Below are 14991 nucleotides of genomic sequence, written 5' to 3'. Positions count from 1 at the left end.
TGCGCCTGAGCCGTCAATAGCCAATTTGACCTTTGATCGATCAGCAATACTAAACAAGAGTGGCCTTCGCATGCGCCAGTTTCCGGCCTTCTTCAACCTTGATAATGCATCCGTTGTTGTTTTCGGAGGCGGGGAAGAAGCCCGTCGCAAGGTTCGCCTTCTGGCCGCGACACCGGCCCGGATTACCGTCATTGTCTCGAAAATCGACCCCGGCTTTGCCGAGGAGTTCGCGGGCCGTGTCACGATCGCGCCGCCGGAACATGCCGGTCCGGCGCTAGATGTGGCGCGGTTTGCCATTGTCGCAAACCGCCTCGATGCCAACGCGGAAAAGGCGATCACCATGGCGCGCCAGTATGGGGTGCCGCTGAACGTGGTCGACCATCCGGAGCTTTGCGACTTCACCGTGCCCTCGATCATTGACCGGGGCGATGTGGTCGCCGCGATCGGCACGAACGGGTCGGCGCCCGTACTTGCAAAGGCTATCCGCGAGAAACTCGAAGCGCTGCTGCCGAAACGTATCGGCGACCTGGCCGCGCTCGCCAGTCGCCTACGCCCGGACGTGAAGGCCGCAATCCCCGACAGCAAGGCGCGCCGCCGTTTCTGGGAAACCGCGCTGACCGGCCCGACCGCCGACCTCGCCTATGCGGGTGATCTTGAGGGCGCCGAAGCCGCCATGCGCGCGCAATTGGCGTCAGGCATTGCCGCCGAAGGCATCGTCCATATTGTCGGCGCAGGTCCGGGTGATCCGGAACTGATGACATTGAAAGCGCTGCGCCTGATTCAGGAAGCGGATGTTGTCTATTATGATCGCCTTGTCAGTGACGAAATTCTCTCCCTGATCCGCCGCGACGCTGACCGCGTTCCGGTCGGCAAGTCCAAAGGCGACCATTCGGTGCCTCAGGAGACGATCCACGAGCTGCTGATCGCCTCGGCGCAGGAAGGCAAGCGTGTTGTGCGCCTCAAGGGCGGCGACCCGTTCATCTTTGGCCGGGGCGGGGAAGAGCTGGAAGCCGTGCGCGCGGCCGGTGTTGCGGCGACTGTGGTTCCCGGTATCTCCTCGGCACTTGGCTGCGCTGCTGCTGCAGGCCTGCCGCTCACACATCGTGACCATGCGCAAAGCCTTACGTTCGTGACCGGCCACGCCCGGGCAGGCGGCGTGCCGGATCTGGACTGGGCCTCGCTTGCACGCCCTGCGCAGACCGTTGTTGTCTTCATGGGCGTCGGTACGTCGGCGACGATTGCCGAGAAGATCATCGCCGCAGGACGCGCGCCGTCGACGCCTGTTGCGGTCATCGAGAATGGCACGCGCGATAATGAAATCCGTGTGTTCGGCACGCTTGCCGAACTGCCCCATCTTATCCAGCGCGCGGGCATCAAGGGCCCCGCGCTTCTCGTCATCGGCGAAGTGGCTGGTCTTCCCGCAGAAGCCATTACCCAAGCCTTCAAGGAACATGTCGCATGAGCTCCGTTCGCCCCAAGCTGAAACCTGAAACGCCGAAATCCATCACCGCCTGGGAAACCGCAACCGGACGCACTGTCTGGCTGACGGCCAATGGCGACTGGACGGCAGACACGTCGCAGATCGCTGCCTTCACAGGCGATGAGGCCGAGGAACGCCTCGCGGCCGCTGCGAAGCAGGAAGCCATCATCACTGATCCCTATTTCATGGAAGTGACCGAGACGGGCGGTATCACTGGCCGTGAAACCTTGCGCGAATCCATCCGCGCGAATGGGCCAACCGTCGCCTATGGAGACAAGGCATGATCCGCATCTTTGGCGATTCGATTTCAGGCAACTGCCTGAAGGTGAAATGGGTGGCGACGCAGCTGTCCCTTCCGCATGAATGGATCGAGATCGACATCTTGAAGGGCGAGAGCCGCACGGACGAATTCCTTGCACTGAACCCCTTTGGTCAGGTGCCGGTGGTTCAGTTCGACAATGGCCGCAGCCTTGCGCAGTCCAACGCCATCATCCTGCATCTTGCTGAAGGCTCTGACCTGATCCCGGCTGACGCATTCGAGCGGGCCAAGATGTTCGAGTGGATGTTCTGGGAGCAGTATTCGCACGAGCCGACAATTGCCGTGCGCCGTTTCCAGAAGCTCTACCTGAAGAAGTCGGACGACGAGATTGATGCGGACCTGATGGCCAAGGGCCGCCGTGCGCTTGGGCGTATGGAAATGGCGCTCATCTCCAGCGACTGGATCGCCGGGGGAGAGGCCCTGACGCTCGCTGACATTTCGCTGCTGGCCTATACCCGCCTCGCGCATGAAGGCGGCTTTGACCTGAACGAATTTCCTGCCGTGCAAGCCTGGGTCGCCCGCTGCGAGCTTGAACTCGGCCTGCCACACCTTCACGAGGTCACCCATGTATAGATATGATGAATTCGACGCGCAGATCGTCAAGGAACGCGTCGCCCAGTTCCGCGGGCAGGTCGAGCGCCGCCTGTCGGGTGAATTGCTGGAAGACGAGTTCAAGCCGCTGCGCCTGCAGAACGGCGTCTACCTCCAACTCCACGCCTATATGTTGCGTGTGGCCATTCCCTATGGCCAGCTGAGCGCCCGCCAGATGCGTATGCTCGCTCGCATCGCCCGCGAGTATGACCGCAATTACGGCCACTTCACCACACGCCAGAACATCCAGTTCAACTGGGTTGCCCTGAAGGACATTCCGGACGTGCTTGCTTTGCTGGCCGAGGTCGAGATGCATGCCATCCAGACAAGCGGCAACTGTATCCGCAATACGACGTCGGACCATTATGCCGGCGCCGCGCGCGACGAGATCATGGACCCGCGCCCCTGGTGCGAGATCATTCGCCAGTGGTCTACCTTCCATCCGGAATTCGCCTTCCTGCCACGCAAGTTCAAGATCGCCGTCACCGGCGCCGCGCATGACCGCGCGGCGATCCGCGTGCATGACATTGGCCTGCACATGCGCGAGCGTGATGGCGTGCGGGGCTTTGAAGTGCATGTCGGCGGGGGGCAGGGGCGCACGCCGCACATCGCTGCGCTGGTCAACGAGTTCATGCCGGAAGACCGGCTGCTCGATTATCTCGAAGCGATCATGCGCGTCTACAACCTGCACGGCCGCCGGGACAACAAGTACAAGGCGCGGATCAAGATCCTCGTGAATGAGCTTGGCGAGGAAGAATTCACGCGGCAGGTCGAAGCGGAATTTGCCGCTCAGCGAAGCCACGAGAAGATCGACCTGCCACAGGCCGAGATCGACCGCATCCATGCCTATTTTGCGCCGCCTGAACTGGCGACCAAGCCTGAAGTGTCGGACGCGTTCGAGGCGGCAAAAGCGAGCGATAAGGTCTTCGCCCGCTGGGCGCGTACGAACCTGCATCCGCACGTCACGCCGGGCTACACGTCTGTCACGGTGAGCCTGAAGCCGATTGGTGGGTTGGCGGGCGATGCGACCGACGCGCAGATGGAGATCATCGCCAATCTGGCCGAAGCTTATGGTCAGGACGATATCCGCGTCAGCCACGCACAGAATATTATCCTCGCGCATGTCGCGCTCGACGATCTGCCAGCACTGCACGCAGAGCTGGACGCGGCAGGCCTTGCTACGCCGAACGAAAGCCTGATCACGGACCTGATCGTCTGCCCGGGCCTCGACTATTGCAACCTCGCCAATGCCCGTTCGATTCCGGTCGGGCAGGCCGTGCAACAGGTGTTTGCCGATCCTGATTACCAGGAAGATATTGGCCGCCTGCACATCAATATCTCAGGCTGCATCAATGCCTGTGGCCACCACCATGTCGGTCATATCGGCATCCTCGGCGTCGACAGGAAGGGTGAGGAATTCTATCAGATCACCTTTGGTGGCCGCGCCGACGAGAAGGCCGCGATTGGCGATATCGCCGGCCCCGGCCTCAAATCCGAAGACGTTCCCGGCGCCCTCAAGCGCGTCGTAGACCGCTACCGCGAACTGCGGAGCGGCAAGGACGAGCTGTTCATCGACACACTGGGCCGCCTCGGCCATGACCCATTCAAGGAAGCCCTCTATGCCGCTGATTAAGAATGGCGCCGAAATCGACGATATCTGGGCCTATGTTGACGGTGAAGCAGAGCTATCCGAAGGCGGCTGCTTCACGGTTCCGCTGGCGCGTTTCATCGCTGAGGCGTCGACCCTGTCCGAGCGTAATACGCAGGTCGGCGTGCGACTTTCGCCGGATGACGATGCAGCGCTTCTGGAGCCGTACCTGCAGCAAATACAGCTGATCGAGATCGCTTTCCCGAAATATACGGACGGTCGCGGCTTCAGCCAGGCCCAGCTCCTGCGTCGCCGCTTTGGATATGAAGGCGAGCTGCGCGCGGTGGGCCACGTCCTGCGGGATCAGTTATTCTATATGAACCGTTCAGGCATCGATGCTTACGAGACGTCCCGTGCTGCCCTATCTGAAGTGATAGACGCATTGAAGGAATATTCCGAAGTCTACCAGCCCGCTGCGGGCGGTCAGGTGCCGGTGTTCCGCAAGAGACACGGAAACTAGAGCCACATGCCTTATGGTGACATCATCGCTCGGAACGCTGAAGCGCCCGAGATCCGCCTCGAACGCCTGAATACCGAGTTGCGGGATGCTTCGGCCCAGACGGTCCTGCGCGTTGCGATGGTGCGTGAGTGGCCTGAAAGCCTGACCTATGTGTCGAGCTTTGGCGCGGAAAGCGTCGCCATGCTGGCCCTTATCGCCGATGTCGATCCGTCGCTGCCGATCGTATTTCTCGATACGGGCATGCACTTTCCGCAAACGCTTGATCACCGCGACGAAGTGATTGAACGGCTCGGCCTGACGGGTGTGCGTTCGATCCCGCCGTCGGAGACAGAGCGCAAGGTGCTCGACCCGAAGAACGATCTCTGGAAAACCGATACGGACGCCTGCTGCGCCCTGCGCAAGGTGCGGCCGCTGGAGCCGGCCCTTGAAGGTTTCTCGGCCTGGATCACGGGTCGCAAGCGCTTCCATGGCGGCGCACGGATGTCCCTGCCGGTCTTCGAATTCGCGAATGGCCGCTACAAGGTCAACCCGCTGGCCAACTGGACCCCGGAAGACGTCGAACTGATGATCCAGCAGCGCAACCTGCCGCGTCATCCGCTGGTCTCGCAAGGCTATCCGTCCATCGGCTGCTGGCCCTGCACCAAGCCTGTCGCCGAGGGCGAAGACGTGCGCGCTGGTCGCTGGGCCGGTCAGGCCAAGACTGAGTGCGGTCTGCATGTCGACAAGAACGAACGCCCACGCGTATTCTAAACCAACACTACGGGTGGGGCGTCACACCACGCATTCCCGCAGCGCCCTCTCCGGTTTGGAGGGGGCGTTTTCTTTTCAGGATCGGGCTGCGAAGACGTGCGCCAGCGCGACAGCCCCGGCGGTTGCCACGTTAATGCTGTCAAAGCCCGCCGACATTGGGATGCGCACGGGCACGGCTGAGGCGATCAGCTTGTCAGGCAGGCCCGACCCCTCGGCGCCGAGCAGGATGGCAAGCTTCTCAGGGACGGGCAGGGAGGCGAGCGGCGCGGCATCGGCACGCGGTGTCATCGCCCAAACCGTATAGCCGGCATCCTGTGCCGCCTGCATCATCTCTGCGCCGCTGCCGCCATGGGCGAAGGGCAGCCACAGGCTCGATCCTGACGAGACGCGGATGGCCTTGCGATAAAGCGGGTCGCAGCATTGCCCATCGAGCAGGACCGCATCGGCCCCAAACGCGGCCGCATTGCGGAAGCAGGCGCCGACATTGTCGTGATTGGACAGGTCCGACAGCATGAGCAGGGTTGATCGGGCCGTGTCCCCTGCGCAGGCAGGGGCCTGGCCGGGCCCAGCATCGCCGCCCCTGCCTGCGCAGGGGAGACGGGAAATCTGTTCAAGAAGGTGTGCGGTCCCGGCGGCCTCGCCCTTCAGCCCACAGGCCAGCACGCCCCTGTGCATGGGGAACCCAGCCACGGCGTCCATCACGTCTTGCGGAGCGACATAGACCGGCACATTTGCGGGAACGTGAGTCAGGATATCGGCCAGTGGCTCAAGCCGGGTCTCGCACAGGAACAGGCTTTCAACCGCGAAGCGACTGCGGCGCAGCAGCGTTTCGAGTGTGACTTTGCCTTCGACGATGAACCGTCCGCCATGGCCGGAGGTCAGGTCCTTCTCGCGGATCGACGTGTAGGGCGCGAGGCGCGGATCGGCAGGATCGCTGACATGAAAAAGGGGCATGCGCGCTGCATGCCCCTTTGTCGTTACTGGATCAATTCAGAAGATCGCGGTGATCAGTTCGCCACCGCGCCTGCGGCTGTCGGCATGCCCTGTTCCTTGGCCATGCGCTTCATGGCCTTTTGCAGCTTTTCGAACGCCCGCACCTCGATCTGCCGGATACGCTCGCGGCTGACATTGTAGGTTTCGGAGAGTTCTTCGAGTGTCTTTGGCTCTTCCGAAAGGCGCCGCTCGGTGAGGATATGGCGCTCGCGCTCGTTGAGGTCTTGCATGGCATTGCCGAGCAGATCCATTCGGGCGTCATATTCCTGACGATCCGCGAAATTCTCGGCCTGGCCCTGGTCGTCATCGGCCAGCCAGTCCTGCCATTCCATGTCGCCATCGGTGCCCATGGGCACGTTCAGCGAGGCATCGGAGCCCGACATGCGGCCGTTCATCGAGAAAACTTCTGCCTCTGTGACGTTCAGTTTTTCGGCGATCAGGCGGGCCTGTTCGGGGCGAAGGTCGCCCTCGTCGAGGGCTTTCATCTCGCCTTTCAGGCGGCGCAGGTTGAAGAACAGCTTCTTCTGGGCGGCTGTCGTGCCGAGCTTCACCAAGCTCCAGGATCGCAGGATATATTCCTGGATAGCGGCGCGGATCCACCACATGGCATAGGTGGCCAGGCGGAAGCCTTTTTCAGGGTCGAATTTCTTGACAGCCTGCATAAGGCCGACATTGCCCTCTGAAATCACTTCGGCCATTGGCAAGCCATAACCCCGATAGCCCATCGCGATTTTCGCCACGAGGCGAAGGTGGGAGGTCACCATCTTTTCGGCGGCTTCTGTGTCATCATTCTCAAGCCACTTGCGGGCGAGCATGAATTCTTCGTTCTTCTCAAGCATCGGGAACTTGCGGATTTCGCTGAGATACCGGCTGAGGCCCTGTTCGGGGCTGAGGGCGACCGAACTGCGTGCAGAAACTGGGTTGGCCATTATAAATCCTCCTTTTGGAACCTATCCCGCACCTGCAGCAATGGTTCCCGTTTAGGTGTTCCGAATGTGTTCTTAGCCCCGCTTTGCGGCGACGTATTCCCCGGAAATGCGCATGTATGTCATCGCGCTGCAGCATAAATAGGAAATACGGCCTTCCTGTGAAGGTGGCGTGGGCAAAAAAATGCCCCGCTCCGGGGGGGAAGAGCGGGGCAGTTACGGGGTTTGTTGGTAAACGTACCGGAACTCTATGCCCGACTTGGTTCCAACCTCGTCAGCGCTGCTTTGAGCGCATCAAGACGTGTGTCGAACTGCTTCTCCTCGCTACCGGGCAGGCCGGTGGCGAATTGGTGCAGCACTTGTCCGACAGACTCGTTCAAGCCGGTGACATAAACCTGCTTGCCGGAGTCTGCTGCGTCCTCGACGATTGTTTCCACGGCCCTGACGGCTGAGACATCAATGAAAGGGACACGGGAAAAGTCGAGAATGATGATCTCCACCTTGTCACTTGCCTTGCTACGAACATGGTGGCCGAGGTCCGCCGCCGCACCAAAGCTGAGTGGTCCGCCAAAGTCGAACATCATCACCCGGCCGCCCGAGCGTGACAGGATCTGCGTCTCTTCTTCGGTCGATAGGCGTGGTTCGTCTTCCTGAACGGCCTTGATCTGATCATCGGCCAGGTTCTTGATGAAGGCGAGCGCTGCGAGCACCACGCCAACTGCCACTGCCGTGATCAGGTCGACAAACACGGTCAGGCCAAGCACGAGCACCATGAGGCCCAGGTCCCAGCGAGGCCCTTTATGGGCACGCTTCAGGTAGGAGAAGTCGATCGTATCGACACCGACCTTTACCAGGATACCGGCCAGAACCGCATGAGGAATCTTCGCCGCAAGCGGGCCAAGGCTTATGACGATCGCCAGCAGAACGAGGGCGTGTGTCATGCCGGAAATACGTGTGCGGCCACCGGACCGGATGTTGATCACGGTGCGCATGGTTGCGCCAGCGCCGGGAATGGCCCCAAAGAAGCCGCCTAGCGCGTTACCGATGCCCTGACCGATAAGTTCCTTGTTCGATTGGTGGCGCGTTCGGGTCATGTTGTCGGCGACCAGTGAGGTCAGCAAGCTGTCGATTGAACCGAGCACGGCGAGAATGAAGGCCGCCTCGATGACGATGAGGGCGGAATCCACATTTACAGCCGGCAGTACGAAGCTTGGGAAGCCTGTCGGGATGTCACCGAGTAGCGGTGCCCCCGGGATGGCGATGCTGACCAGCGTGCCGATGACGAGCGCGGCCAACGGGCCGGGCACGTAGGCGGCAAACTTCTTCGGCCAGCTGAACACGATGCCAAGCGTCAGAAGGGCAATGCCGACGGCAATGACGTTGGGGTCCATCACCGCGCCAGGCACGGCGGTAAAGGCCGGAATCGTGCCGCCGCCATCCGGTTCGTGACCAAACAGGCGGGCAAGCTGGAGGGCGATGATGATGACACCGATACCGCTCATGAAACCCGAGATGACCGGGTAGGGCACAAGTTTCACATATTGGCCGAACCGCATGAAGCCGAGCAGGATCTGCATGAGGCCCGCAAGGATAACGGCGCCAAAGACGAGGGCAGGGTTGCCGCCGAGCGCGGCATAGAGACCCGCAAAGACGACGACCATGGGGCCGGTCGGCCCTGAGACCTGTGATCCGGTGCCGCCAAACAGGGCCGCAAAGAAGCCCACGAAGATGGCGCCCCAGAGGCCGGCAATGGGGCCGGCGCCTGAGGCTTCACCGAAGGCAAGCGCAAGGGGAAGGGCGACGATACCGGCGGTCAATCCGCCAAACAGGTCGCCCTTCAGATTCGAAAAGTCAAAATAGGGCGCGCCTTTCGGCTGCGCCCCTGTCTGGGGTGTTGTCATGGACTTTTTCCGTTGTCTGGGGGTCAGGCCGCGCAGCCATGATCACCGGCAAGTTGGGCAATCTGGCTGGCATAATGCGCATCAACCCGGATGAATGTGTTTTGGTCGGCGTCGAAGGCGGACACGTCGCCTGTGCGGATGTCGTAGACCCATCCGTGCAGTTCGAGATCGCCCTTGGCGAGGCGGCGCGCGACGCTTGGATGCGTCCGCAGGTGCTGTAGCTGGACGAGGACGTTCTGCTCGATCAGCATCTGCATCCGCTCTGCCGGTGTGCCGTCTGGCGCCAGCTCGTCGACAATGTCGACGGCCGACTTGGAATAGGCCAGCCATTTGCGAACATGGTCCAGGCCTTCAAGGCCGTCCGGGTGCATGGCGCCATTCATGGCGCCGCAGCCCGTATGTCCGCACACGACGATATGCGGCACTTTCAGAACCGACACTGCATATTCGATGGCGGCTGTCATGCCGCCAGTATGTTCGGTGTGGGGCGGCACAATGTTTCCGGCATTACGCGCGTGGAACAATTGACCGGGTTCGGTTTGGGTAATCATTGCCGTTTCGATACGGCTGTCGGAGCAGGTGATGAACAGGGCTTCGGGCGACTGGCCCTGGCTGAGTTCTTCAAACAGGTCCTGTTTACCGGGATAGACGTTATTCTGGAAGCGGACGACGCCCGCAGCAAAGCGTGGCATGCGAAACTCCTTTTCGATGCGTGGGAGGAAAGCTGGATAGGATGTCAGGTGCGACGCGGTGGGCGTCTCAGGTATCGTGCGGCGGATCCACAGCTGAGCGGGTTACCTCGCTGTAGCAGCGGCAAGCACTTCGGCTTTTAAGGTCTGTCGCTGGCACTAAAGGGACACTCCGGTTCGTTGGCACAGTCGGTATTTCGGGGCTTCCAATACATAGTTCCAATACGAAAGCACTCTTGTTTTGATAGTCAAAATCTATCAAACTATCGGCTTCAACCAGAGGAAACCCAGATGCGTCCTACGTTGCGGCAATTACAGTATATCGTCGCCGTGGCCGAGACCGGCAAATTCCACGAGGCAGCGAAAACCCTCAACGTCTCTCAGCCCAGCCTGTCGGCGCAGATCGCTGCAGCCGAGGCGCAACTGGGTGCCGTGCTGATCGAACGCGGGCGCAATGGCGCGATCATGACGCCCACGGGAGAGGAAGTGGTTCGACGCGCACGCGTGATCCTCACACAGCTGGAAGACCTGAAGACCGTTGCTCGGCAAACCGAAGGCCTCGTCGCCGGACGCTACCGCCTCGGCACGGTGCCGACAATCGGGCCCTACCTGCTGCCGAGCGCTGTGAAGGAACTCCACCGCCTCTTTCCGGACCTGCGCATGAGCGTGCGCGAGGAGCGCACGATCGACCTTGAGGAGAAGCTCAATGACGGCCGCCTCGACATGATCATCTCGACGCCGGAAGACCATGTGAATAGCGAAAGCATGTCGCTATTCCAGGAGACACTTTTCGTATGTGCCGCGTCCGATGATGAGCTCTCGCAAGGCGAAGGTCCGGTTGATATCAGTGCCTTGCAGGGCAGGGAATTGCTCAGCCTTGGTTTCGGTCACCGGCTCAGCGTCGTGATCCAGATGCTCGCCGATGCAGCGGGCGCGCATGTCAGTACGGAATATGAAGGTACGTCGCTGGACGCTGTGAGGCAGATGTCAGCCATGGGGGCTGGCGTTGCCATCCTGCCCAATCTTTACGCCGTGGTTGAAGCCCAGCGTGATCCGGGCCAGGTCGTGCGGCCGCTGCGCCATCCGCTGGCGACCCGTGATGTCAGCCTGATCTGGCGCACGGGCTCGCCACTCGGCCGGGACATTGAAGCGCTTGGCCTTGTTTTCCGCGATGTCGCGATGGACTTGCTTGATTCTGGTGCGTTGCAGCCTGTCGGCCGGCCGCTCAGACGTCGGTGACCTGTTTGTGCGCTTCGGCGAAATATTCGGTCGAGCGCATTTCGTGGAGGCGGCTGGCGGTACGCTGGAATTCGAAACTGCCGTCGCCGGACGGATAAAGCGCATCCGGCTCGGCCGCAGCACTTGCGACGAGTTTCACCTTGGCCTCGTAAAGCTCGTCGATCAGCATCACGAAGCGGGCGGCTTCGTTGCGGTTCTCAGGCGAGAGCAGGGGGATGCCTTCCAGAAACACCGTGTGGAAATGGGCGCCGATCGTATGATAATCGCGGGCGCCGAGCGGGCGGGCACACAATTCTTCAAAGGTGAAGCGTGCCGTGCCCGCTGCCTCGCGCGATACTTCCAGCTTTCGGCCCTTGACCTTGAGCGTACAGTGCTGCGGCGTCGCGCCAAGCGTCAGCCGGTGCCACGCCTTGTCAAGTGCGGCATCTGCCTCATGCCCCAGCGGCGCATACCAGACGGGCGCCTCGCTCAGGCGGTCGAGGCGGTAATCCCTGTCGGAGCTCAACTCGAACACGTCGCAATTGGCCTTCAGGATATCCACGAAGGGCAGGAAGAGGGGACGGTTGATGCCGTCTGTGTAGAGGTCGTCGGGGTGGCGGTTGGAGGTTGCCACGACGGTGACGCCCTCGTCGAACAGGGCTTCGAACAGGCGCGACAGGATCATCGCGTCGGCGATCTGCGTCACCTGGAATTCGTCGAAGCAAAGAAGGCTCGCCCCTGAGGCGATGCGTTTCGCGGCTGGCGCGATCGGGTCGTCGCCCGCTCCCTTGACGCGCCATTCAGATCGCTTGCGTTCGCTCGCGTCCAGCTTGCGCCACTCGCCCAGCATGTCGTGCACGCTGCCCATGAATTCGTGGAAGTGAACCCGGCGCTTAGGGGTGACAGGAGCGGCCTCGAAGAAGAGGTCCATCAGCATGGATTTACCGCGCCCGACGCCGCCCCACATGTAGAGACCTTGGACAGGCGTGGGCTTGGAGAACCAGCCACCCTTGCCCTTGTTGGCCAGTCGGCGAGCGAGGTCGTCGAGGCGCGCGGCAGCCTTGGCCTGCGCGCTATCGGCATCGATCAGGCCTTCGGCGATCCGGGCTTCGTATCGCTCCAGCACCGAGATCATGCCATCTTCAGCCAATGCGGTGCGCCACTTGCTCGATCAGTTCCCGCCAGGCAGCCGGACGCAGCAGCATCGCGATAACGAGACCTGTCAGCGCGCCGCCGAGGTGGGCGCCGTGCGCCACCATGGTCTGGTCGCGCTGGGAGAGGATGAAGCTGACCACGATGAAGCCAACGCCGAAGACGATGGCCCACATGGGGATGGCGAAGAAAAGGTAGAGCATGGCAAAGGGGTAGAAGAGGCAGAATCCTGTAATCACACCCGATGTTGCGCCCGAGGCACCGACGGCGCGGTAGTTCGGCTGGTTATGCTTGTCGGCATATTCCCAGACATTTCCGCCCAGCATGGAGGCCGCGTACAGGATCAGGAAGCCGCCAGACCCGACATAGGCTTCGAGGATCTTCCCGAACGTGTAGAGCACGTACATGTTGATGAAGAGGTGCATGCCATTGACGTGCAGGAAGGCGGACGTGACGAAGCGGAACCATTCCTCGCCTTCCCGGATCGGCTTGATCCAGAAACAATACCGGTCGAACAAGTCGCGATTGTTGAACGCCAGGACGCTGGCGATCACATTCAAAGCGATCAGCACAAGTGTGGCAGGGTAGACGAGCAGGGCGTCCATGGCATTCGGGTCCATCAAATGGGCAAAGCCGCCCGAAGGGTTAACCCGGGCGGCTTAGCAAGGTCATTGGGGAGTCTGCAAGCACAAGCTCCCGTAAGGTGTATTCGCTCAGGCGGCCCGGGCTGGGGCGGCAGCAGCAGGCATTTGCTCAAGCAGGAAGTCCTCGAACGTATCCGGGCGCTGGATAAAGCGATTGAAGGGCAGGCTGGCCTTGAAAACGGCCTTTGGCGCGATATTGGCGCCGCAACGCAGCGCGGCTTCCACAACCTGGTCGCGCGTGTCCATCGAGGAGACAACCGCGATGCGATATTTGCCCATATTGGCGACGCGCGCGATTGTCATGTCGGGGTCAACACTGTCGGGCAGGCCAAGGTCGAGGACAACGAGGTCGAAGCGCTCAAGGCGGAGGCGTGCTTCGGCTGCCATCAGTGTCGGCGCCAGGACAAGATCCACCTGGATGCGCGAGCGGGCGGCTTTGTCGGCGGCAATCGCCAACATGTCGCGAACCGGCTCGTGATCTTCAACCCAAAGAACTTTCATACTACTCTACCCCGTAAAGGTTATTGCTGCCTGAGCGTCTGTGTGTGTCTGCGCCCGTCTGAAGATGACCTTGCCACCGGGGCCTTACAGCTTGGTAAAGCAGAACTTTCCGAAGTGTTGAAATCTCAACAGATCGGCGTTTCCGGGAAAGTTTTCTGACCCCTCCAAACCTGCCGCATCCGCTTTCCCGTAAGGGGAGTTCATGTATGTTGAGCGGCAGGGAAGTGCACGCCAAGAAAAAAGCAAAAAAAGTTCATGACAGACGAAATCCTGCCGCCGACCACAAAGGCGCCGCCTGTATCGGCCTTCCATGTCGATGACAGCGAGGCTGACAAGCATATCGTCGACGTGCTGATCGAGGAGCGCTGCCCGCGTATCCGGGAGCATTGGTCATGGCCGGTGGTACGTCCGGCGCTCTACAAGGTTCTCGGCTATGGCAAGGCGCGGCGGATGGCTGACGAGATTGTCCAGCTGAACGGGCGACAGTCCTTTGACCTCCTGTCAGACCAACTGTCCTTTGATCTCACGATTGATGGCATTCAGCGTATGCCGAAAACCGGCCGACTCATCATTGCCGCCAACCATCCGACGGGCCTTGCAGATGGGGTCGCCGTCTGGGACCTGCTGAAACAGGTGCGCGACGACATCATCTTCTTTGCCAATGCGGACGCGGTACGGGTGAATCCGAAATTCGAGGATGTCATCATCCCCGTCGAATGGGTTGCCGCCAAGCGCACGCCCGCCAAGACCCGCGAGACACTGAAGCGCGCGGCTGAAGCTTTCAGCGATGAGAAATGTGTCGTCATCTTCCCCTCCGGGCGGCTTGCCCGGCGTGTCGATGGTAGGTTGCAGGAAAAGGACTGGTTCTCGACGGTCATTGGTCTTGCCCGCAAGCAAAAGGCCCCGATCCTGCCGCTCAATCTCGATGCGAGAAATTCGGCGCTTTACTATCTCTTCTGTGACCTCAATGACGAGCTGCGCGACATCACGCTCTTCCATGAATTGCTGAACAAGCGCGGTTCGAAATTCAGCATGATATTTGGCCAGTTGATCGACCCGGCCGGGCTTGAAGGTGATGCAGGTGTTCTGACGGAGAAACTGAAGCTCCATGTCGCTTATGACCTTCTCACCAACCCCGACGCCGTGTTTACGCCGTAACGCTGTAGTGCTGGCAGCAAGCCTCACTTGAACTTGCCAGCGATGCGCTCTAGACGCGCTCGCCATGCTTGAAATCATTCCTGAAACACCCGCGCTACACGCCGTTGCCATCGAGTCCCTGTTCGATGTCACGTTCGGTCCGGGCCACTTCGCCAAGACGGCCGAACGTCTGCGCGAATTCTCTCACTCCCTGCCGGAGATCAGCCGCGTGGCTGTCTTGGATGGCGAGATTGTGGCTGTATGTCGTGTGTGGCCGCTTGTGGTCGGGGAGGCCCGAACGCGGGCCCTGTTTTACGGACCGGTTGCCGTGACGCCGGAACAGCGCGGCAGCCGGCTTGGCCAGGCTGTGACAGTAGCTGCGCTTGAGGCGGGTAAAGCTCGAGGCTGGCCTGCGGCGGTGCTCATTGGTGCGCCAGCCTATTTCTGTGAGATCGGTTTTGAAGTGACGCCGCGCGGGCAGCTTGTTTTTCCCGGTCCACAGGACCAAGGCCGCGTCATGGTGAAAAGCCTTGCAGGTGATGCGAGCCAGCTCTCAGGTCTGGTCACGGCGCTCTAGAAAGA

At 61.0% G+C, this 14991-nt stretch carries 16 protein-coding genes; 9 read left to right on the top strand and 7 right to left on the bottom strand.

Going from position 1 to position 14991, the window contains the following annotated elements; genetic code table 11:
- The first annotated feature begins 70 nt into the window (after window positions 1-70).
- Genes cysG through V7651_RS04475 form a run of 6 tightly spaced genes read left to right on the top strand, consistent with a single transcriptional unit; the run spans window position 71 to window position 5248 of the window.
- Window positions 71-1462, top strand: a complete 1392-nt coding sequence (cysG, locus tag V7651_RS04500; protein WP_335612372.1) for a siroheme synthase CysG — start codon at window positions 71-73, stop codon at window positions 1460-1462.
- A complete protein-coding gene (locus V7651_RS04495) occupies window positions 1459-1764 on the top strand; it encodes a DUF2849 domain-containing protein (protein ID WP_335612371.1) in 306 nt (101 codons plus the stop codon). Before cysG ends, V7651_RS04495 begins: the two co-directional genes overlap by 4 nt.
- Entirely contained in the window at window positions 1761-2372 is a 612-nt protein-coding gene (locus tag V7651_RS04490; RefSeq protein WP_335612370.1) for a glutathione S-transferase family protein, read from the top strand. Before V7651_RS04495 ends, V7651_RS04490 begins: the two co-directional genes overlap by 4 nt.
- Window positions 2365-4023, top strand: a complete 1659-nt coding sequence (locus V7651_RS04485) for a nitrite/sulfite reductase (RefSeq protein WP_335612369.1) — start codon at window positions 2365-2367, stop codon at window positions 4021-4023. Before V7651_RS04490 ends, V7651_RS04485 begins: the two co-directional genes overlap by 8 nt.
- Window positions 4010-4498: a DUF934 domain-containing protein gene (locus V7651_RS04480; protein WP_335612368.1), complete on the top strand. Its 489-nt coding sequence runs from the start codon at window positions 4010-4012 to the stop codon at window positions 4496-4498. The genes V7651_RS04485 and V7651_RS04480 overlap by 14 nt, the downstream gene beginning before the upstream one ends.
- A gap of 6 nt (window positions 4499-4504) precedes the next feature.
- Window positions 4505-5248 (top strand): phosphoadenylyl-sulfate reductase, encoded by a 744-nt coding sequence (locus tag V7651_RS04475; protein WP_335612367.1) that lies wholly within the window; start codon window positions 4505-4507, stop codon window positions 5246-5248.
- Window positions 5249-5323: 75 nt separating this feature from the next.
- On the opposite strand, the gene V7651_RS04470 is transcribed toward V7651_RS04475, so the two are convergent.
- The 4 genes from V7651_RS04470 to V7651_RS04455 all read right to left on the bottom strand — a co-directional run bounded on the left by V7651_RS04470 (window position 5324) and on the right by V7651_RS04455 (window position 9760).
- The gene (locus tag V7651_RS04470; RefSeq protein ID WP_335612366.1) at window positions 5324-6202 is read right to left on the bottom strand and encodes a TrmH family RNA methyltransferase; all 879 of its coding nucleotides are present in this window, start codon (window positions 6200-6202) and stop codon (window positions 5324-5326) included.
- Window positions 6203-6255: 53 nt separating this feature from the next.
- On the bottom strand, window positions 6256-7170 hold the full coding sequence (rpoH, locus tag V7651_RS04465) for an RNA polymerase sigma factor RpoH (protein ID WP_035534953.1): 915 nt from the start codon (window positions 7168-7170) through the stop codon (window positions 6256-6258).
- Window positions 7171-7415: 245 nt separating this feature from the next.
- Window positions 7416-9068: a SulP family inorganic anion transporter gene (locus V7651_RS04460; protein ID WP_335612365.1), complete on the bottom strand. Its 1653-nt coding sequence runs from the start codon at window positions 9066-9068 to the stop codon at window positions 7416-7418.
- 23 nt (window positions 9069-9091) lie between these two features.
- Window positions 9092-9760, bottom strand: coding sequence for a carbonic anhydrase (locus V7651_RS04455; RefSeq protein ID WP_335612364.1), 669 nt, complete (start codon window positions 9758-9760; stop codon window positions 9092-9094).
- 288 nt (window positions 9761-10048) lie between these two features.
- Between V7651_RS04455 and V7651_RS04450 the strand changes: the two genes are divergently transcribed.
- Window positions 10049-10996 carry a hydrogen peroxide-inducible genes activator gene (locus tag V7651_RS04450; RefSeq protein WP_335612363.1) on the top strand — a complete coding sequence of 316 codons (948 nt, stop codon included), beginning with the start codon at window positions 10049-10051 and terminating at the stop codon, window positions 10994-10996.
- Here V7651_RS04450 and zapE read toward each other — a convergent pair.
- The 3 genes from zapE to V7651_RS04435 all read right to left on the bottom strand — a co-directional run bounded on the left by zapE (window position 10983) and on the right by V7651_RS04435 (window position 13272).
- Entirely contained in the window at window positions 10983-12110 is a 1128-nt protein-coding gene (gene zapE / locus V7651_RS04445) for a cell division protein ZapE (RefSeq protein ID WP_418887217.1), read from the bottom strand. The two genes, V7651_RS04450 and zapE, sit on opposite strands and share 14 nt — an antisense overlap.
- Window positions 12111-12117: 7 nt before the next feature.
- Window positions 12118-12747, bottom strand: coding sequence for a rhomboid family intramembrane serine protease (locus V7651_RS04440; RefSeq protein WP_241765624.1), 630 nt, complete (start codon window positions 12745-12747; stop codon window positions 12118-12120).
- A gap of 93 nt (window positions 12748-12840) precedes the next feature.
- Window positions 12841-13272, bottom strand: a complete 432-nt coding sequence (locus tag V7651_RS04435; protein WP_035534944.1) for a response regulator — start codon at window positions 13270-13272, stop codon at window positions 12841-12843.
- 255 nt (window positions 13273-13527) lie between these two features.
- Between V7651_RS04435 and V7651_RS04430 the strand changes: the two genes are divergently transcribed.
- Window positions 13528-14430 carry a 1-acyl-sn-glycerol-3-phosphate acyltransferase gene (locus V7651_RS04430; RefSeq protein WP_335612361.1) on the top strand — a complete coding sequence of 301 codons (903 nt, stop codon included), beginning with the start codon at window positions 13528-13530 and terminating at the stop codon, window positions 14428-14430.
- Window positions 14431-14494: 64 nt separating this feature from the next.
- Complete coding sequence (locus V7651_RS04425) at window positions 14495-14986, top strand: GNAT family N-acetyltransferase (protein ID WP_335612360.1); 492 nt, start codon at window positions 14495-14497, stop codon at window positions 14984-14986.
- Window positions 14987-14991: the final 5 nt, after the last annotated feature.

This window comes from Hyphomonas oceanitis, from assembly GCF_036964545.1.
In the GTDB taxonomy this organism is placed as follows: domain Bacteria; phylum Pseudomonadota; class Alphaproteobacteria; order Caulobacterales; family Hyphomonadaceae; genus Hyphomonas; species Hyphomonas oceanitis.
Note: the sequence above shows the minus strand (reverse complement) of the source record. Positions and strands in the feature narration are given on the sequence as shown.

What these genes read in the sequence shown, in the direction of transcription:
- cysG (WP_335612372.1), top strand. Translation starts at nt 71, where the DNA reads ATGCGCCAGTTTCCGGCCTTCTTCAACCTTGATAATGCATCCGTTGTT.
- V7651_RS04495 (WP_335612371.1), top strand. Translation starts at nt 1,459, where the DNA reads ATGAGCTCCGTTCGCCCCAAGCTGAAACCTGAAACGCCGAAATCCATC.
- V7651_RS04490 (WP_335612370.1), top strand. Translation starts at nt 1,761, where the DNA reads ATGATCCGCATCTTTGGCGATTCGATTTCAGGCAACTGCCTGAAGGTG.
- V7651_RS04485 (WP_335612369.1), top strand. Translation starts at nt 2,365, where the DNA reads ATGTATAGATATGATGAATTCGACGCGCAGATCGTCAAGGAACGCGTC.
- V7651_RS04480 (WP_335612368.1), top strand. Translation starts at nt 4,010, where the DNA reads ATGCCGCTGATTAAGAATGGCGCCGAAATCGACGATATCTGGGCCTAT.
- V7651_RS04475 (WP_335612367.1), top strand. Translation starts at nt 4,505, where the DNA reads ATGCCTTATGGTGACATCATCGCTCGGAACGCTGAAGCGCCCGAGATC.
- V7651_RS04470 (WP_335612366.1), bottom strand. Translation starts at nt 6,202, where the DNA reads ATGCCCCTTTTTCATGTCAGCGATCCTGCCGATCCGCGCCTCGCGCCC.
- rpoH (WP_035534953.1), bottom strand. Translation starts at nt 7,170, where the DNA reads ATGGCCAACCCAGTTTCTGCACGCAGTTCGGTCGCCCTCAGCCCCGAA.
- V7651_RS04460 (WP_335612365.1), bottom strand. Translation starts at nt 9,068, where the DNA reads ATGACAACACCCCAGACAGGGGCGCAGCCGAAAGGCGCGCCCTATTTT.
- V7651_RS04455 (WP_335612364.1), bottom strand. Translation starts at nt 9,760, where the DNA reads ATGCCACGCTTTGCTGCGGGCGTCGTCCGCTTCCAGAATAACGTCTAT.
- V7651_RS04450 (WP_335612363.1), top strand. Translation starts at nt 10,049, where the DNA reads ATGCGTCCTACGTTGCGGCAATTACAGTATATCGTCGCCGTGGCCGAG.
- zapE (WP_418887217.1), bottom strand. Translation starts at nt 12,110, where the DNA reads ATGATCTCGGTGCTGGAGCGATACGAAGCCCGGATCGCCGAAGGCCTG.
- V7651_RS04440 (WP_241765624.1), bottom strand. Translation starts at nt 12,747, where the DNA reads ATGGACCCGAATGCCATGGACGCCCTGCTCGTCTACCCTGCCACACTT.
- V7651_RS04435 (WP_035534944.1), bottom strand. Translation starts at nt 13,272, where the DNA reads ATGAAAGTTCTTTGGGTTGAAGATCACGAGCCGGTTCGCGACATGTTG.
- V7651_RS04430 (WP_335612361.1), top strand. Translation starts at nt 13,528, where the DNA reads ATGACAGACGAAATCCTGCCGCCGACCACAAAGGCGCCGCCTGTATCG.
- V7651_RS04425 (WP_335612360.1), top strand. Translation starts at nt 14,495, where the DNA reads ATGCTTGAAATCATTCCTGAAACACCCGCGCTACACGCCGTTGCCATC.